This window comes from Mucilaginibacter sp. P1_D10 (assembly GCF_056406215.1).
The window spans coordinates 79081-102001 of record NZ_JBFUAP010000008.1 but is presented as its reverse complement, the minus strand read 5'-3'; the positions used below and the strand labels follow the sequence as shown (position 1 = coordinate 102001).

The following is a 22921-nucleotide window of genomic DNA, read 5'->3' as shown; positions in this document are numbered from 1 at the left end:
GTAGTGCTCTTTATGCTGCAGTTAAATAAGGCGGCCGACATTGTTAACCGGGTCTCTGTGTTCTCTACTCCCTTACCTCATAAATCAGTTTCGCTGCACCTGCAACACCCCCATTGGTTATTCCTTCTATAATTATTTGGTATTTCCCGGTACCATCGGCATTAAAAAAATCGAAAGATGCATCGCCATTCTTATCAGTCGTGATTTCGGGTATCCAGAGCATGGTGCTGCGCAGATCGGGGCGGGTATGGTTGTTTATTACATCGTAGCGGGGTGCATAAAACTCGCGGGCTTTGTAAAACCCGGTAACCGTGAGCGGTAGCACACCGCGGGATGGGATGTCTTTTGGGTCTCGGCCAACACCTTGTTTAGTGGTAATTATCAAAACCCCGTGGCCGCCATTGGCGTATATCAACCCCTTTACTCCTGTAGGCGATAGCAGCTCGATGGTTTCAACATCAGATGGGAGGATGTCGTCGATGCTGCCATCGTTCCGCTCTAAGCCATCCACTACAATCAATAAGGCGCTTTGGTCTACCGACGATACCAGCCCACCCTTCACAAACCTTACCCCGCCGCGCAGCCTGCCGTTTAAAATATCGGAGAGCATGCCGCTTTGTTTGATATCCGCCATATGTATCACCTGGTCGGCATTGCCTGCGCCTACCCGGCTTTGGGTGCGGTAAGTAGCCGGTTTTACCGAGCGGATAACCACTTCTTTCAGTTGCCTGCTCGGGCCATCATACTTCAGATAATCGTTATGTCGGCCCTGGCTGCTTTGCAGGTATGCCCGTACAATATCTGCCGACGAAGTATCGGCGGCAGCAAAGTAAACCCCATCTGCTATAGGTGCCGGTAATTCCGGTCTGTAAAGCAACTCGGTATTATTACCGCCTTTTGCATTCACGGCGTTTAGTACAAAGCGGGTGCTGTCATAAAAAGCCATGTTTTTAAAGCTGAAGGCGCCCGCATTATCGGTCTTTTCCGTCAGGAATGCCCCACCGGTGGTTGGTACCAGCGTAACCACTCCGTCTTTTACGGGCTTACCCCATATGGATTTGGCGAGCCCGGCAATACTTAAGCCCTTTTCGGCAGGGGTGGTTGGCGGCAAAACTTCATTACGGAGCAATGCCTTCCAGCTAAACCGGCGGTAGCCGTGCGTGAGCATTACCAGGTCTAATTCTGCTTGCTTTTTTTCATCGGTAGCGGTAAAATAATATCCCGGCTCTTCAATATTCCCTTTGAGGCAGGAAGTGAGCAACAGGTAAGTTAGGATGTTTTCGGCCTTATTTTCGTCAATAACCACTTTGCCTCTGTCGATTACCGCTACTGAAAAATGCGCCTTGTTTGCCGTGGTGTCGGCCGCAGCCATATGGATACTTACTTTTACCTGCCCGCGCGGCTTGTATGCTTTTTTATCGAGGCTCACCGTGATTGCAAGCTTATCTTCCTTATCAATAAACACCAGTCGTTCGCACAAAGGTTCGCCTGTTGCCGATAGCAGCGTTATTTGCGTAATGCCCGCGCGCAGGCCGCTCTTGTTGATATCGAAACGCATATCCGGCCCGTCCATCACGTCTGAAACGGTAGTGAGCCGCCCGCCCGAATAGATGAAAAGACCCAACGGCTGATTTTTATTCTGTTCGTAAAACACCCGCGAGGGGTTAACGTGTACGGATATCTTTTGTGCCGAATCTGAAACAGCCATGGCTACCCCATCGGCCCTTACTGCGGGTAAGGGAATACTTTGTTTGCGGCCATCGGCGTATAAAACATCGGCATGATAGGTTTCCCCCTCAATAGGCACCAAGCTGAATACGCCCATCCCTAAATGGGCCGATGCAAACTTTACAACCGCTTCATTATTCTTGTTGAATACGGTGCCGGCTACGTTAATGCCGTTCCCTGCGGGGAGAATTGCTTTAAAGGCCACTTTGCAAGTCACACCCGCTATTAGGTCGCCACCCTCCGGGAAGAATTGGATATCGGGCGCGGCAATAACAGCGTCAGATTTTTTAGACTGCGAAGGAGGTTTCAATGCCGGGTTGTTTACGATAGCTGCGACAGGTATCACCCTATCGAAAAAAAAGTCACTGCCGTAGTTCTGCATCAATTTAGTATAAGCGCGAATGCGGTAATTACCTGTAGGCAAAGAATCGGGCAAGGCAAAATCTCCCCAGGCCAGGCCATTTGCAATAGGCAACTTTATGGTTTTGGCGATTTTATTTTGAGGGTCGATTAAATCGGCATACAAAACGCCGCTTAGTTGACTTAGCGCGTTCTTTTCGCCTGCAACCACATAGGCTTTAAAGTAGATGGTATCGCTTGCGGCATAGTACGGCTTATCAAAATGCAGGTAAACCCTCTCTATTTGGTGCTGGTCGAAAAAAGCCTTCAGCCGCGCTGCCTGGTCTTTTAGAGTAGCGGGCTTATCGCTTTGCCCAAAGGCACCGCCAACCGAGAGTAAGATACAGGCAAGGCAGACGGGTACATTTTTCATATACTACGTAGTTTAGGCATTTTTGATAATTGGCTATCAGCAATTGGGTTGCTGATTTTGAGCAATTTAGGAAATTACTATCAGCAAATAAAATTCATGATATCCACCGGGCATGATTAGCCGCGAAGGGTAGCCATTTAAAGTTATCTACATAACGTTGGCCCTATGAGCGATTTTATAGTAAAAGACAGCAACGGCTACCAATTGAACGATGGCGACAGCGTAACGCTGATAAAAAGTTTAAAAGTAAAAGGCGGCGGCACCACGCTTAAGCAGGGTACCCTGGTAAAAAAAATCCGGTTGACGGACAACGACGAGGAAGTTGATTGCAAAGTAGATGGTATGAGCATTGTGCTGCGCACCGAATTTTTGAAGAAAAGATAGTTTACTTAGGAGCGTTTTACCCCGGCACGGAACCGTATAATGCTGTTAACTAACTTTATCTGTTAAATTAATATTAATTATATTGTTTTTTGTGTAACTTTAAATAATGGCAACACCCGAGAACCGCAAACTAATTGTACCGCTGATGATATTCATCGGGATGGTTGCGGTGGGCGTAAATTCCATTAACAAGGCTATCGATTCGCACCAAACCTGGCGTTTGGTCATCGCGGTTATCCCAACCCTTATGTTCAGCGCGGCTACTATACTGGTAATTATGAAATACAAATACCAGCATAAAGAGCAGGAAGAAGGCTCTGAAAACCACCTGGACCAATAAGCCCCGGCCCCAGCCTCTAAATATCCGTCAGTATATTTTCCCCGAATTTTTGCGAAACCGTAGTGCGCTCGCCGCCTGCTATGCTTATCACCAGCGACCCATCGAAGGGTATTTTTTCTATCAATTGAATTTTTGTGCCGATGCTGATATCCAGCTTTTGCAGGTATTGCAAAAAAGCACTCGTTGTATCTTTAACAGCAGCTACGCGGCAATGCGTGCCGGGCTTAACATCGGCAAGGGTAATGGAGTGGCGCTTGGCCATTTTGCCGTTGGCCTTAGGTATTGGGTCGCCATGCGGGTCGTACTCCGGGAACCCCAGGAACTTATCCAGCCTGTCGGCCAGGGTGGCATCTTTAATATGCTCCAGGTCCTCGGCAATGTCGTGTATCTCGTCCCAGTGGTAACCCAACTTCTCCAATAAAAAAACCTCCCAAAGGCGGTGCCTGCGTACGATGAGCGCAGCATCCTTTTGCCCCTGCGGGGTAAGCTCAACGCCCTTCTTTTTATCGTAAACAATGAGTTGCTTATCGGTAAGCTTACGTATCATATCTACTACCGATGCCGGGTTGTTGCCCAGCCACTCGGCAATGGCGGTGGGGGTAATCTTCTCCCCCTTGTCCTGCCAAAGGCGGTAAATGCATTTAAGATAATTTTCTTCTGATAGCGTGTGCATGGCAAATATTGGCTTGTACAAACATAAACAAAAAACATTCGTTGTAAATAAAATTAGTCTTGCCTAATTTTATTTATTTAATTACTCAATTTTTATTGATACGTTTGTACAAAATAATACCGAATGCGCTATCTAATACTTGCTATATATTTGCTTTGTGTATCAACTGCTTTCGCCCAAAATGGGAGTTTAACCGGCAAGGTAACTGCCAATAATGCCCCCCTGGCTTACGCCACCGTAACGATTGCAGGCACCAGGCATGGCGCTAAAACCGATGAACAGGGGCACTACCAAATCAACAATCTACCCGCAGGCCAATACCAGGTGGTGTTCAGCAGCCTGGGCTATTATCCGGAGCGCAGCAAGGCTACCATAACCGATGGCGCAGCATCATCCCTCAGCGCCGACTTAAAAGAAGGCAACGCTCAGTTGAACGAAGTGGTGGTAACCGGCGTATCGCGCGCTACGCAGCTACGCAGCAACCCGGTGCCCATTGTGGTAATGAACAAAAAAGAGATAGACCAGCATGTAAACAATAACATCATCGACGCCATTATCAAAGGCGTGCCGGGCGTTACGGCGGTTACCACGGGGCCAAATATTTCCAAGCCATTCATCAGGGGGTTGGGCTATAACCGGGTGCTTACTTTGTACGATGGCATACGCCAGGAAGGGCAGCAATGGGGCGATGAGCACGGCATAGAGATAGATCAATACGGCATTACCCGCGCCGAAGTAATTAAGGGCCCGGCCAGCCTCACCTACGGCTCGGATGCGCTGGCCGGGGTTATCAACCTGATACCCTATATCCCTAATGGGGATGACGGCAAGCTGAATGGCGATTGGATTGCCGATTACCATAGCAATAACGGGCTCGTCGGCTCGTCGGTAGGGCTATCCTACAAAAAAGCCGACTGGAAATACGCTTTCCGCGCGACGGGCAAAATGGCACATAATTACCAGAACAAGATAGACGGGCCGGTATACAACTCCGCTTTTCGGGAGTATATCCTCTCGGGCATGTTGCGTACCGATAAAAAGTGGGGCTATTCGCAACTGGCGGCCACCATGTACAATAACCAGCAGGAAATACCCGATGGCAGCCGCGATTCGCTTACCCGTAAATTTACCAAACAGGTTGCCGAAGGCCCGAACGACGATATCAAAAACCGCCCTTTTGCGCCCGAAGACCTGCTAAAATCATACGCTATAACAGCGTTGCATCAACACATTCAGCATTACCGCATCTACAGCAAAAACGAGTTTAAACTGGGCGATGGTATTTTGAATGCGTCCTTAGGTGGGCAGCAAAGCGTACGCCGCGAGTATAATCACCCCACGCAGCCGCAGCAGGCAGGGCTGTATGTTACGCTGAATACCCTGAATTACGATTTACGGTACAGCCCCCCTGTTTTTGCCGGTTTGGAAACCAGCTTTGGTCTCAATGGCATTTACCAGACTAACCGCAGCAAAGCGGCAACTGATTTCCCGATACCCGATTATAACCTGTTCGATGCGGGAGCCTTCTTCTTCGCCAAAAAAACCATCGGGCAGGCAGATATATCCGGCGGGATACGGTACGATACCCGCAACATCCGCTGGGACGATTTTTATGTGGGGCCAAACCCGGGCAACGGTTTTGAGCAACGCGTTGCGGCCAATACGCCCGGCGGTCGGCTACAGTTCCCCAATTTTAATCACAACTACCATGGTATATCGGGCAGTATAGGCCTCACTTATAACCTGAACGAGCGGTTGTTGCTGAAGGCCAACATTGCACGCGGTTACCGCGCACCCAACATTACCGAAATTGGCAGCAACGGGCTCGACCCTGGCGCGCACATCGTTTACCTGGGTAACCGCAGCTTTGTGCCCGAGTTTAATTTGCAGGAAGATTTGGGCATTATTGCTTACCTTAAAGATGCCGACATTACCGCCGAACTATTCAACAATCAGGTGCAAAACTACATTTACCAGTCGCGGCTTGATGATGCCGATGGCAACCCCGTTGTTATCGTGCCCGGCAATAGCACCTACCAATACCAGCAGTCGAAAGCGCGGCTTTACGGAGCAGAGTTTACGTTAAACCTGCATCCGCATAACTTAAAGTGGCTGTCGTTTAACAACAGCCTGGCTTATGTAGTGGGCCTAAACCAGAATGACAAGCTGGTTGCCCAAAGCAACGGTGCCGCCAAATACCTGCCCTTTATCCCGCCGCTGCATGTGCGCTCGCAGGTGGGCATTAAGTTGCAGGGTGTATATGGCATATTCAGCAAGGTAAGCTTCCGTGCAGAGGCGGATATCTATTCAGCGCAACACCGCTTCTATGCCCTCCATAATACCGAAACCGCCACGCCGGGATATACCCTAATCAATACCGGTATCAGCACAACGGTGGGCCGTAAAGGCGGCAAGCCTCTGTTCGATTTGTTTTTGCAGGCCGATAACCTTTTTGATGTGGCTTATCAATCAAACCTCAACCGGCTCAAATATTTCGAATACTACAATGCCTCGCCAAACGGCAGGCTGGGCATATACAACATCGGGAGGAATTTGAGCGTGAAAGTGATTGTGCCGTTTTAGGCCCAGGCCCCCCGACCCCCTGAAGGGGGAGCCTTTAATTTGCTCAAAATATTTGGGGGCTTATGGAAAATGGGTAAACCCGGCATCTTGTGTATATTTAACAAACACCTTAGCCGCCGTTGAAAACATTTATAATCATCTTTGCCATAATTGCCCTGCCTGTTTGCTGCCTGGCGCAAATAACCATTAAGGACACTGCAAAACTGCCTTTTTTTAAGGATGCTGTACAGGCCTCATTTAAACTGGCCCCGCAATTTGACGGCAGCAAATTAGATAGCATTGGCAAAGTGCTAAGGAATGGCAATAAAACGGCCCTCTTGACCATTGCACCTTATCTTGACGATACCAGCCGGGTAACCCGGTTTTTAGGTTATCATATACTCAAGCCCCGCCAAAAAGATGTAGCCCTGGATCTCATAACTGAAAACGTCTCCTTTTTGCAAAGCGAGATTAACCTTGATCCCAAAACTTCGGCTGCAGAGTGGCTAAAATTTACAGACGCGAATCTTGATAAAATAACTTTCGATGCAGACGCAGACGTGTTCTTGCTGACCCCAATGAGCCGCCGGGATGTTCAAATCGAAGCGCTTGAGCTTACTTATTTACGAAATGGCGACTTGCACCGGGCAGCGGATAGGCTCTTAAACTTGCCATGGCTTAAGGATGGTGAGATCGACATGCTTATTGGCTTAAAAGATAATTACGCACTTTATAAAATTGCAGCCCGGCTTTACCGCAACAGATACCGCTTTGATGAATATCATAACGATGCGGCTGATTATATTAATTTGCTTCAACTGCTCACAGGGGTTGATGTCGGCGTTCGGAACGAAAAGGGCGAAATAACGCATCACATTGAAAAAGAGTTTTTTTTACCCTCGAGAGAAAATTTGCTAATTTTTTTTGCAAAAAACTATGAGGCGTTTCAATGGGATGCAACTAAAAATGTTTTTATGAATTCCGGGATAAAGGCAGCGCCACCTTTGCGGATTGCGTCTTACTTTGAACGACTACAATCGGAAACAGATACGGCCGCGATGAATGCTTTTATATATTTAACTACCTGCAATCCGGCAGAGGTCATCAAATTAGCCGATAACTATAATAAGGCATCCATAGATGCAAATGGAGAATTACCCTCCTTTCCTTATCGGTTTTTAAAGCAAATGGTTTTGTTAACGGATTATTGTAAGCGTAACAACATTGATTTTAAAGGTACGGAGAGCTTAAGGCAGTTAGTGCAAATGTTGCGAGGCGAGCTATCTTTCGCGAAAAGGAGGCAATTGGAGGATAAAATCGTTGTCAGCCTATCGTTAAAAGATATTACCGCTTTTGAGTATTGGAGCCTTTTGTACGAGCAGGATTTTCATTATACGCATTCCGCCGGGAGGATAATCGATATATTCTATTCTAAAAATTGGAGCAAAATTATTGCCGATAAAACTCAATTGAACCTCTATTTAAAGAAATCTAAGCTATACCATGATCTGTCCATCAGCGGCACAGGCTATAATTACCTGCTAAAGTTTGTAAAAACCGGCAACCCAACCCTGGAACGCCTTAACGCTTTGAGGCCTGTTGATAACGACGTTGTTATACAACTGCCAAGGGCTATAGCGCTTACCCAATCCGGTAAAAGCGATGTTAATAAGGCGCAGAAGCCTGGCGACACAAACAGTGATAACCGAATTAAGGATTTTAAAGGCGCATTTGATAGTATATTGAGAAGCAGTACAAATAAAGACACGCTAAAGTATGCGGTTAAAGAATTACTGGAAAAAATAAATTATCAGCAATTAGGCACAGCCGTTAAGCTTTTAGAGCCGGTTAATTTTTTTAGCTGGAAGTGGGAGAAGTACGCTTTTTTAGATAGCGATTTTGGCTTCACGTTTACTGATTTTGAGGATTCGTTAGCCAGGGAGGAATTCCTAAACTATTATACCAGTCATTCGGAGTATGAGGTGTACAGCCATTACCTAAACAAAGCTGGGGTAACCTACCTGCATACCAATGGTAAATTAAACTACGATAAGGTTTATGATATTTTGAAGTATAATGTTGTAACAGCCTTTGTTGGTGGCGGCGGCGGGAAGCGAAACAACGAAGTGTATTTAATGGTAAAACTTTTAGAGCTTACGTTTAAAACCACCCTGGGCTTTCCTAAAAAGCTATGCCATTCGGGTGACTTATACAGTTGCAACGCCAATGAAAGGGCCAAAGAATGGATGAACTATCTCAAAGAAAAAGGGTTACTAAAGCTGCCGCATAACGAGCCTTACTCGTTCTCCTACTTTGATAATTAAATCATAGCGATGGGTTTAAACCCATCGCTATGATTTGAACACCCTCCTATCGCAATTTTCCCCCACCCTTTCGCCGACCCTTTTCTGCCGTTTACCGACATAATCCCGCCATACATCTATTAGGCCCAAAACCGCTGTAACGGATGTGGTTTGGGTGCGTCATATGTGTGTATTTAATAAAACGAAAAACACAAAAAGTACTCACAATCAAAATATTATAATCATGAAAACTCAAATCTTAACCATAGCAACCGTTCTTACTTTAGCCTTAGGTACTGTATCAACAACCTTCGCAGCAACAAATAACAAAGCCGAAGAAGAAGTGAGCACCGTGCTGACTAACGTAAGTCAGATCAAAAAAATCGAGATCCGCGGTAACGTGCAACTGTTCGTATCAGACGGCACAGCCGACCAGGTAAAGGTTTACAACAAATACTACGCAGAAAGCGCCATGGTGCAAAACGATAACGGCGTATTGCGCATTGCATCCTACAACGCTAAAACCTTAGTGGTTTGGGTAACCGCTGCCGATCTGCGTGCCATATCTGCTTATGACAACTCACAAGTTAAATCTTTCGGCAACCTGTCTAAAATAGAGCTGAATGTTGATTTGTTCAACAACGCATCAGCACAATTAAACCTTGATGCTTACAAAGCAAGCATCACTGTAAACGATCGCGCCAAAGCAGATATAAAAGGTAACGTTAACGAGTACACTTTAACTCACGACCAATCTGCAACCGTAAATCAAAGCGAACTGGTTGCCACTGTAAAACAAGACAAAGTAACCAACAAATTCGTAGCTGCTGCTAACGATGCCGCAGCCTTGTAAGCAACACTTTCGTAAATTCCAATATATATGTTCAGCAAAGGCCTCCGTGTAAACGGGGGCTTTTTTGATTTAAATAAACCCGCTCATCAACATTCGTTTAAAAAATTCTAATTTGATTTGTGGCTAAAGAGTGCCAACTTCGCAGTCCGAAATTGAAAGTATGATCAATCACGATATCAAAATAGCTCAGGAGCTTTCTGTAAGTTCTAAACAGGTAAGCGCAACAATAGCTTTGTTAGATGAGGGCGCAACCGTGCCCTTCATATCCCGTTACCGTAAAGAGGTAACCGGCAGCCTCGACGAGGTGCAGGTAGCAGCCATCCGCGACCGGGTGCAGCAACTGCGCGACCTCGATAAACGCCGCGAAGCTATCCTGAAATCCCTTACGGATATGGGTAAGCTTACGCCGGATTTGGAAGCGAAAATAAACGCCGCCGAAACCATGGTACTGCTGGAGGACATTTACCTGCCTTACCGCCCCAAACGCAAAACCCGAGCAACGGCAGCCCGCGAAAAAGGCCTGCAACCACTGGCAGATGTGTTGCTGGAGCAAAAGAACTTCGATCCTGAACTGGAAGCCGGTAAATATATCGACGAAGAAAAAGGCGTAAAGAGCACCGAAGAAGCTTTGGCCGGAGCACGCGATATTATTGCTGAATACATTAGCGAACATGCCGAAACCCGCGCCAAAATGCGCGAACTGTTTACCGAAAAAGGCACATTCCAATCAAAAGTTGCCGATGGTAAAGAGACGGAGGGCATCAAATACAAAGACTATTTCGAGTGGACGGAGCCGGTGAAATCGGCACCGTCGCACCGCATACTGGCCATGCGCCGCGGCGAAAAGGAAGAAATACTTTGGCTGGATATAAAACCAACCGAAGAAGAGGCCATCGACCTATTAGAGCGCGAATTCATCAAAGGGCGCAACGGGGCATCGTCGCAAGTGGGACTGGCCATCAGCGATGGATACAAGCGACTGCTGAAGCCATCGATGGAAACAGAGATACGCCTGCTCACCAAAAAGAAAGCCGACGAGGAAGCCATCCGCGTATTTGCCGAGAACGCCCGCCAGCTTTTGTTGGGTGCACCGCTTGGCCAGAAACGGATGATGGCCATTGACCCCGGCTTCCGTACCGGCTGCAAACTGGTAGTATTAGATGAGCAGGGGCAATTGTTAGAGAACACCGCCATTTACCCACACACGGGCGCAGGGCAGGCCAAAGAAGCAGAGAAAACCGTACAGCATCTGTTCGAACGATATAAAATAGAGGCCATCGCTATTGGCAACGGCACCGCCGGCCGCGAAACCGAAGTGTTTGTACGTAACCTGAATTTGCCGGGAGCAGTTATCGTAATGGTGAACGAAAGCGGGGCATCCATCTATTCCGCATCAGATGTGGCAAGGGAAGAATTCCCGGATAAGGATATTACCGTGCGTGGCGCGGTTTCCATCGGCCGCAGGCTGATGGACCCACTGGCAGAGCTGGTAAAAATCGACCCGAAATCAATCGGCGTGGGCCAGTACCAGCACGATGTGGACCAGAATAAACTACAAACCTCGCTTGATGATACCGTTGTAAGTTGCGTAAATGCCGTTGGCGTAGAGCTGAACACGGCATCTAAACAAATATTAGCTTACGTATCGGGCCTTGGCCCGCAATTGGCGCAAAACATTGTAGAATACCGCAACCAAAACGGCGCCTTTAAACGCCGCGACCAATTGAAGAAAGTTGCCCGCCTTGGCGATAAGGCTTACGAACAGGCCGCCGGATTCCTGCGCATCCGCGGAGCAGAAAACCCTTTGGATACCAGCGCAGTGCACCCTGAGCGTTACGCATTGGTTGAGCAAATGGCTAAAGACATAAACTGCAAAGTGCTGGATTTGATGCGCGATGATAAACTACGCAAATCTATCCCCCTACAAAAATATATCACAGATACCGTAGGCTTACCTACCCTAAACGATATTATGGCCGAGCTGGCCAAGCCCGGCCGTGACCCACGTGAACAGTTCGAAGCCTTCAGTTTTACGGATGGTGTTAACGGCATAAACGATTTAAAGGTGGGCATGAAACTGCCGGGCATCGTAACCAATATCACTGCCTTCGGCGCATTTGTGGACATCGGCGTACACCAGGATGGTTTGGTACACTTAAGCCAGATAACCAACCGCTACATCAAAGATCCTAACGAAGTATTGAAGGTGCATCAAAAGGTAGAAGTTACCGTTACCGAGGTTGACGCCAACCGCAAGCGCATCTCGCTATCGATGAAAGAGAACGAGAAGCGCGAAGCGCCGGTTGCTGCCAAACCACGCGATAATCGCCCGCCACAAAAACCCTTTGTGCAGCGCCCCGCCAATAAGCCGACTCCGGAACCGGAGATGGATATGATGAGTAAGCTGGCGGCTTTAAAAAACAAATTCAAATAGCATAAAAGGCGGGGCGACAACCTGGGGTAATCGCTTTTAAACGCAATGCGGGCCGGGGCTTGTGCGATTCCCCTCTAGAGAGGGGCGGAGGGGTGTGTTAGCCGTCAAAAGCATAACCTAGCACACCCCTGCTCTCGCTCAACCCCTCCCGCCCCCTCTCAATAGTCATAGCCCATCATTAGACAGAATCACCAAACGTTCCTATGGAACGTAAGCAAACTGACATTTTTATTTCTACCAACCACACGTTCCTATGGAACGAAATTGCTTTCCTCATCCCTTCGGGATGTTTGGTTGGTAGAAAAACGGAGAAATCCGTTTACGTTCGGAACGTGTGGTTAATCATCGGCCTGTCCATTCATGGGCTATTACTCGCTGAAGAGGGGAAGAAAAATTCAAAAGCGATTGGGCGATAACCCCGCCTTTGTTTTTTGTAATCTGAATGAGCATCAAACGTTTTACGGCGTTGTGGGTAAATCAGCGCAATGGCTTGCCATTGGCCGGCTTTTTTCGTATCTATGGGAATAGATTTGTTAGAACCGACACCTGATGCACTATAGCGCTTACCGGCTTATTTTACTTTTCTGCTTGTGTTTAAGCTTCAATTGTGCTTTTGCCCAGGCACCCCGGTACAGTGTCACATATGCTGCGCCTCAACACAAAAAAACAATCAATTCAAGCGTTGCTGTAGACCAGGTTATAACAGCTGTCCCTCCGCCCAATATCAGCTATCAAACGCCCCAGGTTTTTCTTATCAATGCGCCCATTGCACCAATTGTGCCGACTAACAGCGGCGGTGCCGTACCCGCCACTATTTATGGCCAGGTAAGTGACTATGCTTCGGGGTTTTCTACCGCTACCGGCGTAGCTTTAAATGCGGCCGGCGTTGTTTACGTGGCCGATTGGGGCAATAACCAGATTATCAAGGTAACCGCGCCGGGCGCGCAATCTGTTTTCGCCGGAAGCGGAGCCATTGGTACTGCTGATGGCCAGGGAACATTAGCATCTTTCAACGCACCCGATGCATTGGCTGCAGATGCCGCCGGTAATATTTATGTAGCCGATCAGGCCAACAACATGATTAGGAAAATAACCCCCGGCGGGCTGGTATCTACTTTGGCGGGCAACCCTACACCCGGGGCAAATGATGGCACCGGGGCCGCCGCAAGCTTTAACAATCCCCGGGGTCTGACTGTTGATATTGCAGGAAATGTTTTCGTTGCCGACCAGGCCAACAACCTGATACGTAAAATAACGCCCGCCGGAGTGGTTACAACCTATGCCGGCGGGGGAACCCAAACCAATGGGCCCAGGCTATCTGTCTCATTTTCTACCCCAACCGCTGTTGAGATCGACGCTACGGGTAACCTGTATGTTTCCGACTCGTCTAATGGCGTTATCCGCAAGATAAACGCTGCCGGCGATGTATCTACTTTTGCAACAGGCTTTACTTTTCCCAGGGAGCTTAGGATAGACGGAACCGGGAATTTATACGTTGCCGACCAAAATGAAGGCCGGATAAAGCGGGTGTCGCCGGCAGGTATCGTAACAATAATACCAGTGAGCGGAGACCCTAACGGACAGAACTTTTTTGGCTCTCCCATTGGAATAATGCTTGATGGACGCGGAAATTTATTTGTCGGCACCGCCGGTCTCGCGAAAAAGCTAATCGTGTCGGGCTATACAATTGATAAGGCACTGCCGCCGGGCCTTGTTTTTGATGCCACTACGGGCATAGTTTCGGGCCAGCCTACAGCGCTTTGGCCTGCTACTGAATATACCATAACGGCTTACAATGGTGGCGGCAGCAGCACCACAACCTTAAGCATTGCGGTACAGGCTACCCCACCTTTAAAGCCTTCCATCATTACCCTTCCTTCGCAGCAGGATCCGCAATTAGATGCAAACAACAACTATGATCCGGGTGGAACAAGCACCAATACCGAAACGCCGATTGTTTACACCAGTAGCGATCCCGCTGTGGCCGTGCCTACAGCCAATGGCTTAATTCATTTAGTAGGGCCGGGCATTACTACTATAACAGCTAACCAAGTGGGTAACGCCAACTATTATCCAGCCAACGCGGTAAGCCAGCAACTTACGGTAGTAGAGCATTTGGAAGTTGATATGTCGCCTATTGCCGTTAAAACGGTTTGCGATGCCGATTTCGATACCGAAACATCCTCCTCAAATGCTGTTATACCCCTAATCTTTACCAGCAGTAACCCTGCAGTTGCTACGGTTTCTCCGGCTGGCAAGGTGCATATCATGGGCGTAGGGAACGCAGTTATTACTGTTTCTCAAAATGCAAACCCGCCCTTATACGTATCGGCCACGCCGGTATCGCGAACGCTTACAGTGGTAATGCCGCTGTTGCCCTCTGTTAATATCTCGGCCAGCTATGCCTCGCCATGCGCGGGTGGTACCATCACTTTTACAGCCAGCGTACAAAACGGGGGCGCCCATCCAGGTTATCAATGGAAAGTAAACAATGCAAATGCAGGCACCAATAGCGATAAGTTGGTGAGCACGTTGCTGAAAAAAGGCGATGTGGTTAGCTGCACCGTCACCAATACCGATGATAATTGCCTTGCAAATTATCCAGTGCCCTCTAATGTGCTAACTGTAGATTTGGTAACGCCGCAAACACCCTCGGTAAGCATCGTGGCTTCGGTAAATTCGGTATTGGAAGGAACCACAATTACTTTTACAGCCACAGTGCAGGATGCAATTGGCGATGTTATTTACCAGTGGTATATCAATGGTAGCCCTGCGGGAGACAACAGCGCGGTTTTCGCAAGCAATGATTTCACAAACAGCGATATCGTAACTTGTACGGCTACCCCTACAGCCATCTGCAGTACGCCGGCACACAGCCAACCTATAACCGTGTATGTTGTAAAGCAGGTTACAGCGCCAAACACCTTTACACCAAACGACGATGGAACGAATGATGTATGGAACATCAGCGGCATTGCAAGTTACCCTAATTGCATTGTAAATATTTATAATCGTTATGGCAGCCAGGTGTTCCAATCGCGTGGGTACCAAACCGCCTGGAACGGCACACAGAACGGCAAAGCTTTGCCGGCCTCCACCTATTATTACGTGATCGATCTTGGTTTCAAAAACCAAAAACTCAGCGGATACGTCACCATCTTAAGGTAAACCGGCTTAGCTTTATTTCTTAGCCGTTGCTTTGGCCGCCTTTGCTGCGTTGGCCGTCCGCTTTCCCTTCATCTTCAGGTTCAGCATCTCTACCAGTACAGAGAAAGCCATAGCGAAGTAGATGTATCCCTTAGGGATATGCTGCTCCAAAGCTTCGGCTATCAACGATACGCCTATTAGCAGCAGGAACGATAAGGCCAACATTTTCACCGTAGGGTGTTTATTTACGAATGCCGCCACGCCCCCCGATGCCCACATCATAATGCCCACGGCTATTACCACGGCGGCTATCATGATTTCTACATGGCTGGCCATGCCAACGGCAGTAATTACAGAATCGAGCGAGAACACGATATCAAGCAGCATAATCTGGAAGATGGTGGCCCAAAACGATTTGGGTTTTACCTTGCCGGCATCATCCTCTTCGCCCTCTATTTTATGGTGTATCTCTGCTGTGCTTTTGTAGATGAGGAACATCCCGCCGATGAGGAGTATCAAATCGCGGCCGGATATGGCCAGCTTCTCTACCCATTCAGGGTCGGTTATGCCTAAGGTGCCCGATATATTGAATAAGGGCGTGGTTAATTTCATTACCCAGGTAATGGATAGCAGCAGCAATATGCGGGTAAGCATAGCACCGCCCAAACCCAGCTTGCGGCCACGAGCTTGCTGGTTCTTGGGCAACTTGTCCGACAGGATGGAGATGAATATCACGTTATCAATACCGAGTACGATTTCCAGTACAGTCAGCGTTATGAGGGATACCCAGGCTTCCGGGTCGGTAAATATTTCCATGGGGTAATTTTTTGTATGCGCACTAAAATAATAAACCCCCGCCTAATGCGGCAAGGGTTTTGCAAAAAACGCTATAAATAGCGCTTTTGTTTTCATTTTTAGCGGCTTAAATCGATAATATCTCTACTATCTTCAAAAAGTTGGCATTTATTTCTACGTGATGTTTACAGGCGTGTTCAAACGGCGTGTAGGCGATTTCGTTATGAACGATGCCGATCATTTCGTTGCGGTGCCCATCGCGCAGGGCCTCTACGGCGGCTACGCCTATGCGGCTGGCCAGTACCCTATCCATACAGGTAGGCTTACCGCCGCGCTGTATGTGGCCCAAAATAGATACGCGGGTATCGTAATTCGGGAATTTTTCTTTTACCTGGCGGCCTATCTCAAATACACCACCCGGGTCTTCGCCCTCGGCTACCATCACAATTTTTGATGATTTATCCTTGCGCCCGTTCTCTAAGCGCTCCATCAAGGCATTGATATCCCTGTTGGTTTCGGGGATGATGATGGCTTCCGCGCCCGATGCGATGCCGGTGCGCAAGGCAATCAGCCCGCTGTCGCGGCCCATTACCTCTACTATGAAAAGCCTGTCGTGCGATTCTGCCGTGTCGCGTATCTTATCCACCGCATCAATTACGGTGTTAATGGCTGTATCATATCCTATAGTAAAATCAGTTCCGTGAAGGTCATTATCTATAGTGCCGGGCAGGCCAACTATAGGCATATCATATTCGCTGCCAAATATGCGTGCCCCTGTAAAGGTACCATCGCCACCAATAGCAACCAGGCCCTGTATGCCGTGATTCATCAATTGGTCGTAAGCCAGGCGGCGGCCATCGGGGGTTTTGAACTGTTCGCTGCGGGCAGTTTTTAGGATAGTACCGCCACGTTGTATAATGTTGGCGACAGATTTTCCGTCCATCGGGAAAAATTCGCCGTTTATCATGCCCTCGTAACCGCGGCGTATGCCAATTACTTCGATATTATAATATTTGGCGGTACGTACTACCGCGCGGATAGCAGCATTCATTCCAGGCGCGTCGCCGCCCGATGTAAAGAGTCCTATTTTTTTAATCTGCGTCATTTTGTCTCAGAGGGAAACGCCCTATATCCTGTATAAGTGAGTTTGCATGGCTTTGAGGCTGCGTAAATAGTGTTAGCTATACACTGCTCCCCAAAATCACGGCGAATTTACACTTTTTCGGCGAGAATGAACGCTACAAAAGGCAATGAGCTGATATTGATTTAAATAGCGGGCTTATTTGGCAGCTTTGTAGGCGGCCAGACCATTATCCAAAAACTTGATATACTCGCCCACGTCATAATTTGCTCCGCGTCCCGGTGCAAGCGCAGTTCCGTTGCTATCCATAATAATGTAGTTGGGCTGCGAGTTGGAGTTGAATCTTGAGGCTTCCATATCGCTCCATTTGGCACCAATGGTGGTTATTTTCTTTCCGCTGTAGGTAGATACGAATACATCTTTGGGGTCGAGGTCGGCTTTATCGTCAACAAAAAGCTGCAGCAATACAAAGTTGTTTTTAATGCGTGTAAACACCTCCTTGTCCGACCATACATCCGCTTCCATTTTACGGCAGTTAACGCAAACAAAGCCTGTAAAGTCAATTAAGATCGGCTTATGTGTTTCTTTAGAAACCTGCAGAGCCTGCTCGTAATCGTACCAGGGGTCGAGCCCTTTTATTTTATTGCTGGCATAATTGGCCGCATATTTCCGCTCTTTAATGCTTACTACGGGCGTAGCAGCTGTGCCGGCAACAGGTGCTGTACCAGCATCGGGTGTCGGCGAAAGGTTAAAATCCTGCGTACCCTCCGGAGGTAAAAACGCACTTATAGATTTTAAAGGGGCTCCCCAAAGGCCGGGTATCATATACACCACAAAAGCAAACACCACTATCGAGAAAAACAGGCGTGGTATAGTCACAAACGGCACATCACTATCGTGCGAGAATTTCAGTTTCCCTAATATATATAGGCCAAGCAAAGCCCCTATGGTTATCCATAAGGCTAAGAATATCTCCCTATGGAACAGGTTCCAATGGTAGGCAAGGTCTACGTTAGATAAGAATTTAAATGCAAAAGCCAGCTCAAGGAAACCCAGAACCACTTTTACGCTGTTAAGCCATCCGCCCGATTTTGGCAGGCTCTTCAGCATCGATGGAAATAAGGCAAATATGGTAAAGGGCAAAGCCAGTGCAAATGAAAAGCCAAACATGCCCATGGCAGGGGCAAGCCTATGCCCTTTGGATGCCGCATCTACCAATAAGGTGCCTATAATAGGCCCGGTGCAGGAGAATGATACCACCACGAGCGTGGCGGCCATGAAAAATATCCCGGCTACGCCGCCTTTATCCGAGTTTTGGTCGAGCTTGTTGGCTAATGAGCTGGGTAAGGTAATTTCGAACGCGCCAAGGAACGATATGGCGAACACAATCAATAGCAAAAAGAAAAATATATTAAATATGCCGTTGCTTGCCAAGGCATTAAGCGCATCAGAACCGAATAGTAGGGTAATAAGCAAGCCAAGGCCAACGTAGATTACGATGATAGAAAGGCCATACATAATAGAATGGCCAATGCCTTTTGCCCTGTTGCCCGCCTTTTTTGTAAAGAAACTCACCGTTAGTGGCAATAAGGGATAAATACAAGGCATCACGATAGCTGCGAGGCCTCCTAAAAACCCCTCAAGAAATATCTGCCAAAGCGATTTGGGTATTTCTTTTGCTGCTGCCGCTGCTTTCGCCGCTACCTGTACCTTTGCAACCGAATCCGTTTTAGCTTTCGCAACCGAATCGGCTTTCTTGCGGATAGACAGGCTGTCTGCAGCGGTAGGTATGGCAGTAAACTGTAAATCGGAAGGCGCGCCCGCATCTGCCTTTTGGAATGCTTTTACGCTGTTAGGCGCAAGAACAGCAAAGGTGAGTATAACCGCAAAGAACAATATAAGGTTGCGCAGCTTGCTGCCACGGGTGTTTGTAGGGGTCATCAGCTATCCGGCGTTTAAATATTATTTACCTAAAGGGATAGAGAACCCAACTTCATCGGGCGGCAGGCATTTCACATTGTTACAAACCATAAACTCTACCTTGCCATTAACCGCGCTGGCCCTGGCCGATTTTAGTTTTATCTTTTGGCTGAATACCACTTCTTTTTCAAAATAGCCTACGTTCATCTTAAAAACGTCTTCGTATTTGGTTATCGGTTTCGGTTCGGCAGTTTTGCCAACCAGGGCGTAATCTTTAGATGTGTTGAAGGTGAACAGCGTTTTTGATGGGCCGCCATCTTTTACCGTTTGCGAGTAAATGTGCCAGTCTTTTTGTATGGAGGCCTTAATGTAAACGATTGCCTCGGTAGCGCTTATCCTTTTGGCCGCGTATGACCAGTTCACCGGCGATTCTATCTGGGCTTTTGCGCCCACGGCCATTATCAATGCTGCAATTACCAAAAATACTTTTTTCATGTTAGTTGTTCAAAAATGTAATTTCCTTTAAATCGTATATTTTTTCTTCGCCATTAATTAACACCACCAGCAGGCCGGTTTCGGTTACGTTGGCTATCGTGCCACGGAACGGCTGATCGTTAGATGCATAATCGGCCTCTTCGTTTAACCGGTATAGTCGGCCCAGGTACGTATCCCTTACAACATCAACCTTTCCGGCCCTCAATTGCAGGTACCAGCCTTCTATATGGCTGCAAATTTGGGATAATATCTCCTTTAAATCATAATCCCTATGTAATATCTGCCGTAATGATATGGCACTCCCGGCGCTTTCGGGGTAATCGTCCTGGTTTATGTTGAGGCCTATGCCAATTACCGAGTGTCGTATTTGTCCGCCCTGTATCATATTTTCAATTAACATGCCGCCCAGCTTACGGTTGCCTACGTAGATATCGTTGGGCCATTTAATCTTGAGGGCACTGCCCAGTAAAGGGTGCAAGGCATCGTAAACCCCTATGCTAACGGCTCTTGTGAGGTCGAATTGCCTGGTTGGCGATAAAAAAGCAGGGTTCAGCAATAGGCTGAAGGTTAGGTTTTTGCCCGGCTGGGCATGCCATGTGTTTTGGTGCTGCCCGCGGCCCGCGTATTGGCTTTCTGCCATAATGACCGTACCTTCGGGTACTGGCTTGGAATTTGACAGGATATTTTTGAGGAAATTATTGGTGGAGTCAACTTCTTTTAGTGTCACTAAATTTTGTCCAACAAATAATCCTGAAATTATGTTATTTTGCAACGTATAATAATTTATAAACCCAAATCGTTCAAAACTAATTCTTTTTGATGGTAAAAAGTAAAGTGATAAATGAATCCACCTACATTTCTGAACTGGCCATACACGGCATGCAGGAAAAGAAGGGGAATGAACTGGTGAGGCTCGACCTCCGGAACATCAAAAGCTCGGTAGCAGATTATTTTGTGATTTGCCACGCCGATTCTGCCACACAGGTAAAAGCAATAGCAAACAGCGTTGAGGAAGAAATTTATAAAGCCACGCAGCAAGACCCCTGGCGCAAGGAAGGGCTGCAACATGGCGAATGGATACTGCTGGATTATGTTGACGTAGTGATACACATCTTCCGCACCGATAAGCGCGAGTATTATGGTGTTGAAGATTTATGGGGCGATGCTGAAATTAAAAGCTATAAAAGCGCTTAAGCAAGGCTCGACAAAAATGCCCTTTTTAATGATTTATTATTGATAGATGAGCTTGTAAAAATGGAAAACGATAAAAAGGCCGATGGCCAGAAACCGATAAGGAAAATACCGAATAAAAAGATTACGCCTAAACCGCCAAAATTCAACCTGATGTGGTTGTACGCTATAGCCCTTATAGGCATAGTGATAGTGCCAACCCTTATAGGTGGCACCAGTGGTAAAAACATCAACTTTCAGCGTTTTGCAACTAAAATGCTAAAGTCGAGAGACGTTGAAAAAATTAGCGCTTATAAAAACGGCGACTTAATATTTGCCGACGTTTACATCAAACCAGACAGCCTTAATAAACCTGAATATAAAGATGCCAACAAAAACACCGGCACGTTAAAGGTAAATTCTGACGGGCCGCAATATTACTTTACCGATGCCTCTTACGAAAGCCTTAAAGCCTCTATTGCAGCAGCCGATAAAAGCGTAAACGACGGGCAAGTTACTTCTATTGAATACCTGCAAAGCAAAGAGAACCTGCTGAGCAACTGGTTGGTGCAATGCATCATTATGGCGGTATTGCTGGTGGGCGTTTGGTTATTCATTATGCGCCGTATGGGTAGTGGCGGTGGCGGTGGCCCGGGCGGCCAAATCTTCAACATTGGTAAATCAAAAGCTACCTTGTTTGATAAAGAGGCCCAGGTATCGGTAACGTTTAATGATGTTGCCGGTTTGGAAGAAGCTAAGCAAGAGGTTATGGAAATTGTAGATTTCCTGAAAAATCCAAAAAAATACACTAACCTGGGTGGTAAGATACCAAAAGGCGCATTGCTGGTTGGTTCGCCGGGTACAGGTAAAACCCTGTTGGCTAAAGCCGTTGCAGGCGAGGCACAGGTGCCATTCTTCTCGCTTTCGGGTTCCGATTTCGTGGAGATGTTCGTAGGCGTGGGTGCATCGCGTGTTCGCGATTTGTTCCGCCAGGCTAAGGACAAAGCACCTTGTATCATCTTTATTGATGAGATTGACGCTATTGGCCGTGCACGTGGTAAAAACAATATTGTAGGTGGTAACGATGAGCGCGAAAACACGCTGAACCAGTTACTGGTAGAGATGGATGGTTTCGGTACCGATAGCGGTATCATCATATTAGCTGCTACCAACCGCCCGGATGTGCTGGACTCTGCATTAATGCGCCCGGGACGTTTTGACAGGCAGGTATCTATTGATAAACCCGATTTGATTGGCCGTGAGCAGATATTTAAGGTTCACTTAAAGCCTATCAAATTATCAGAAGGTGTTGATGCCAAGAAACTATCTGCACAAACCCCGGGTTTTGCAGGTGCCGAAATTGCCAACGTTTGTAACGAGGCTGCCCTGATTGCTGCCCGTAAGAACAAAGAAGCAGTAGATATGCTGGATTTCCAGGACGCGATAGACCGTGTGATTGGTGGTTTAGAAAAGAAAAACAAAATCATCTCTCCCGAAGAAAAACGCGTGGTTGCTTACCACGAAGCAGGCCATGCTATAGCCGGCTGGTTTTTGGAACATACCGATCCATTGGTAAAGGTAACCATCGTTCCACGTGGCGTGGCTGCATTGGGTTACGCCCAGTACCTGCCAAACGAACGCTTTTTGGTGGCGAAAGAAGAACTGATTGACGACATGACCCTATCTATGGGTGGCCGCGTTGCCGAAGACATTGTTTTTGGCAAGGTAACTACTGGCGCCCTTAGCGATTTGGAACGCATTACCCGCCTGGCTTACGGCATGGTGAAAATATATGGTATGAACGATAAGGTAGGTAACCTGTCATTCTACGATCCGCAAGGCGAGAACCAGTTTATCAAGCCTTATTCGGATGCCACTGCCGAGTTGATAGATGCCGAGGTACGTGTATTGGTGGATGTGGTTTACGCCCGCACCAAAGAGCTGCTGATCAAACACCGCGAGGGCTTAGAGGCTGTAGCATTGAAACTATTGGAGAAAGAAGTGCTGTTCCAGTCGGATTTGGAAGATATATTAGGCAAGCGCCCGTTTGAACATCGTACAGCGTACGATAAATTCGTTAACGGTGAGCCTACCCTGATACCGGATAACAACGCCATCCCGGATAGCCTGATAAACCCCGAACTTTCGAGGATTGAAGGAACCGAGGAAGACCCGATAGGCAAGGATTAATATTTAAAAAGTCTGAAGTCGTAAGTCTAAAGTCCTGAAATTAGGAACGGCTTACGACTTTTGACTTTATACTA

17 protein-coding genes are annotated in these 22921 nt (G+C 47.5%); 10 read left to right on the top strand and 7 right to left on the bottom strand.

Annotation, left to right across the window (positions count from 1 at the left end; translation table 11 throughout):
* Positions 1-64: 64 nt before the first annotated feature.
* Positions 65-2500, bottom strand: a complete 2436-nt coding sequence (locus AC1DYT_RS14515) for a hypothetical protein (RefSeq protein WP_477470299.1) — start codon at positions 2498-2500, stop codon at positions 65-67.
* 165 nt (positions 2501-2665) lie between these two features.
* On the opposite strand from AC1DYT_RS14515, the gene AC1DYT_RS14510 reads away from it, so the two are divergent.
* The gene (locus AC1DYT_RS14510; protein WP_477470298.1) at positions 2666-2884 is read left to right on the top strand and encodes a zinc ribbon domain-containing protein YjdM; all 219 of its coding nucleotides are present in this window, start codon (positions 2666-2668) and stop codon (positions 2882-2884) included.
* A 106-nt stretch (positions 2885-2990) separates the two neighbouring features.
* Positions 2991-3224 (top strand): hypothetical protein, encoded by a 234-nt coding sequence (locus AC1DYT_RS14505; protein WP_477470297.1) that lies wholly within the window; start codon positions 2991-2993, stop codon positions 3222-3224.
* A gap of 16 nt (positions 3225-3240) precedes the next feature.
* On the opposite strand, the gene AC1DYT_RS14500 is transcribed toward AC1DYT_RS14505, so the two are convergent.
* Positions 3241-3897 carry a metal-dependent transcriptional regulator gene (locus AC1DYT_RS14500; protein ID WP_477470296.1) on the bottom strand — a complete coding sequence of 219 codons (657 nt, stop codon included), beginning with the start codon at positions 3895-3897 and terminating at the stop codon, positions 3241-3243.
* Positions 3898-4020: 123 nt separating this feature from the next.
* Between AC1DYT_RS14500 and AC1DYT_RS14495 the strand changes: the two genes are divergently transcribed.
* From AC1DYT_RS14495 to AC1DYT_RS14470, 6 genes are all read left to right on the top strand, one after another.
* Positions 4021-6480, top strand: a complete 2460-nt coding sequence (locus tag AC1DYT_RS14495; protein ID WP_477470295.1) for a TonB-dependent receptor — start codon at positions 4021-4023, stop codon at positions 6478-6480.
* Between the two features lie 119 nt (positions 6481-6599).
* Positions 6600-8783: a hypothetical protein gene (locus AC1DYT_RS14490; protein ID WP_477470294.1), complete on the top strand. Its 2184-nt coding sequence runs from the start codon at positions 6600-6602 to the stop codon at positions 8781-8783.
* A gap of 223 nt (positions 8784-9006) precedes the next feature.
* On the top strand, positions 9007-9615 hold the full coding sequence (locus tag AC1DYT_RS14485; protein WP_477470293.1) for a GIN domain-containing protein: 609 nt from the start codon (positions 9007-9009) through the stop codon (positions 9613-9615).
* Between the two features lie 160 nt (positions 9616-9775).
* Positions 9776-12049, top strand: a complete 2274-nt coding sequence (locus AC1DYT_RS14480; RefSeq protein ID WP_477470292.1) for a Tex family protein — start codon at positions 9776-9778, stop codon at positions 12047-12049.
* Between the two features lie 203 nt (positions 12050-12252).
* Positions 12253-12465: a hypothetical protein gene (locus AC1DYT_RS14475; RefSeq protein ID WP_477470291.1), complete on the top strand. Its 213-nt coding sequence runs from the start codon at positions 12253-12255 to the stop codon at positions 12463-12465.
* Between the two features lie 361 nt (positions 12466-12826).
* Positions 12827-15217 carry a T9SS type B sorting domain-containing protein gene (locus AC1DYT_RS14470; protein ID WP_477470290.1) on the top strand — a complete coding sequence of 797 codons (2391 nt, stop codon included), beginning with the start codon at positions 12827-12829 and terminating at the stop codon, positions 15215-15217.
* 12 nt (positions 15218-15229) lie between these two features.
* Here AC1DYT_RS14470 and AC1DYT_RS14465 read toward each other — a convergent pair whose 3' ends face one another.
* The 5 genes from AC1DYT_RS14465 to AC1DYT_RS14445 form a co-directional block, all read right to left on the bottom strand.
* Entirely contained in the window at positions 15230-16012 is a 783-nt protein-coding gene (locus AC1DYT_RS14465; protein WP_477470289.1) for a TerC family protein, read from the bottom strand.
* 106 nt (positions 16013-16118) lie between these two features.
* Positions 16119-17096 carry a 6-phosphofructokinase gene (pfkA, locus tag AC1DYT_RS14460; protein ID WP_477470288.1) on the bottom strand — a complete coding sequence of 326 codons (978 nt, stop codon included), beginning with the start codon at positions 17094-17096 and terminating at the stop codon, positions 16119-16121.
* Between the two features lie 174 nt (positions 17097-17270).
* The gene (locus AC1DYT_RS14455; protein ID WP_477470287.1) at positions 17271-19013 is read right to left on the bottom strand and encodes a protein-disulfide reductase DsbD family protein; all 1743 of its coding nucleotides are present in this window, start codon (positions 19011-19013) and stop codon (positions 17271-17273) included.
* Between the two features lie 21 nt (positions 19014-19034).
* On the bottom strand, positions 19035-19487 hold the full coding sequence (locus AC1DYT_RS14450; protein ID WP_477470286.1) for a protein-disulfide reductase DsbD domain-containing protein: 453 nt from the start codon (positions 19485-19487) through the stop codon (positions 19035-19037).
* Between the two features lies 1 nt (position 19488).
* The gene (locus tag AC1DYT_RS14445; protein WP_477470285.1) at positions 19489-20214 is read right to left on the bottom strand and encodes a biotin--[acetyl-CoA-carboxylase] ligase; all 726 of its coding nucleotides are present in this window, start codon (positions 20212-20214) and stop codon (positions 19489-19491) included.
* A gap of 92 nt (positions 20215-20306) precedes the next feature.
* On the opposite strand from AC1DYT_RS14445, the gene rsfS reads away from it, so the two are divergent.
* Positions 20307-20681 carry a ribosome silencing factor gene (gene rsfS, locus AC1DYT_RS14440; RefSeq protein ID WP_477457415.1) on the top strand — a complete coding sequence of 125 codons (375 nt, stop codon included), beginning with the start codon at positions 20307-20309 and terminating at the stop codon, positions 20679-20681.
* Between the two features lie 60 nt (positions 20682-20741).
* Positions 20742-22847 (top strand): ATP-dependent zinc metalloprotease FtsH, encoded by a 2106-nt coding sequence (ftsH, locus tag AC1DYT_RS14435; protein ID WP_477470284.1) that lies wholly within the window; start codon positions 20742-20744, stop codon positions 22845-22847.
* Positions 22848-22921 lie beyond the last annotated feature (74 nt).

Excerpts from the sequence above, each read along its gene's own strand:
- AC1DYT_RS14515 (WP_477470299.1), bottom strand. The coding sequence starts at position 2,500 with ATGAAAAATGTACCCGTCTGCCTTGCCTGTATCTTACTCTCGGTTGGC.
- AC1DYT_RS14510 (WP_477470298.1), top strand. The coding sequence starts at position 2,666 with ATGAGCGATTTTATAGTAAAAGACAGCAACGGCTACCAATTGAACGAT.
- AC1DYT_RS14505 (WP_477470297.1), top strand. The coding sequence starts at position 2,991 with ATGGCAACACCCGAGAACCGCAAACTAATTGTACCGCTGATGATATTC.
- AC1DYT_RS14500 (WP_477470296.1), bottom strand. The coding sequence starts at position 3,897 with ATGCACACGCTATCAGAAGAAAATTATCTTAAATGCATTTACCGCCTT.
- AC1DYT_RS14495 (WP_477470295.1), top strand. The coding sequence starts at position 4,021 with ATGCGCTATCTAATACTTGCTATATATTTGCTTTGTGTATCAACTGCT.
- AC1DYT_RS14485 (WP_477470293.1), top strand. The coding sequence starts at position 9,007 with ATGAAAACTCAAATCTTAACCATAGCAACCGTTCTTACTTTAGCCTTA.
- AC1DYT_RS14480 (WP_477470292.1), top strand. The coding sequence starts at position 9,776 with ATGATCAATCACGATATCAAAATAGCTCAGGAGCTTTCTGTAAGTTCT.
- AC1DYT_RS14475 (WP_477470291.1), top strand. The coding sequence starts at position 12,253 with ATGGAACGTAAGCAAACTGACATTTTTATTTCTACCAACCACACGTTC.
- AC1DYT_RS14465 (WP_477470289.1), bottom strand. The coding sequence starts at position 16,012 with ATGGAAATATTTACCGACCCGGAAGCCTGGGTATCCCTCATAACGCTG.
- pfkA (WP_477470288.1), bottom strand. The coding sequence starts at position 17,096 with ATGACGCAGATTAAAAAAATAGGACTCTTTACATCGGGCGGCGACGCG.
- AC1DYT_RS14455 (WP_477470287.1), bottom strand. The coding sequence starts at position 19,013 with ATGACCCCTACAAACACCCGTGGCAGCAAGCTGCGCAACCTTATATTG.
- AC1DYT_RS14450 (WP_477470286.1), bottom strand. The coding sequence starts at position 19,487 with ATGAAAAAAGTATTTTTGGTAATTGCAGCATTGATAATGGCCGTGGGC.
- rsfS (WP_477457415.1), top strand. The coding sequence starts at position 20,307 with ATGGTAAAAAGTAAAGTGATAAATGAATCCACCTACATTTCTGAACTG.
- ftsH (WP_477470284.1), top strand. The coding sequence starts at position 20,742 with ATGGAAAACGATAAAAAGGCCGATGGCCAGAAACCGATAAGGAAAATA.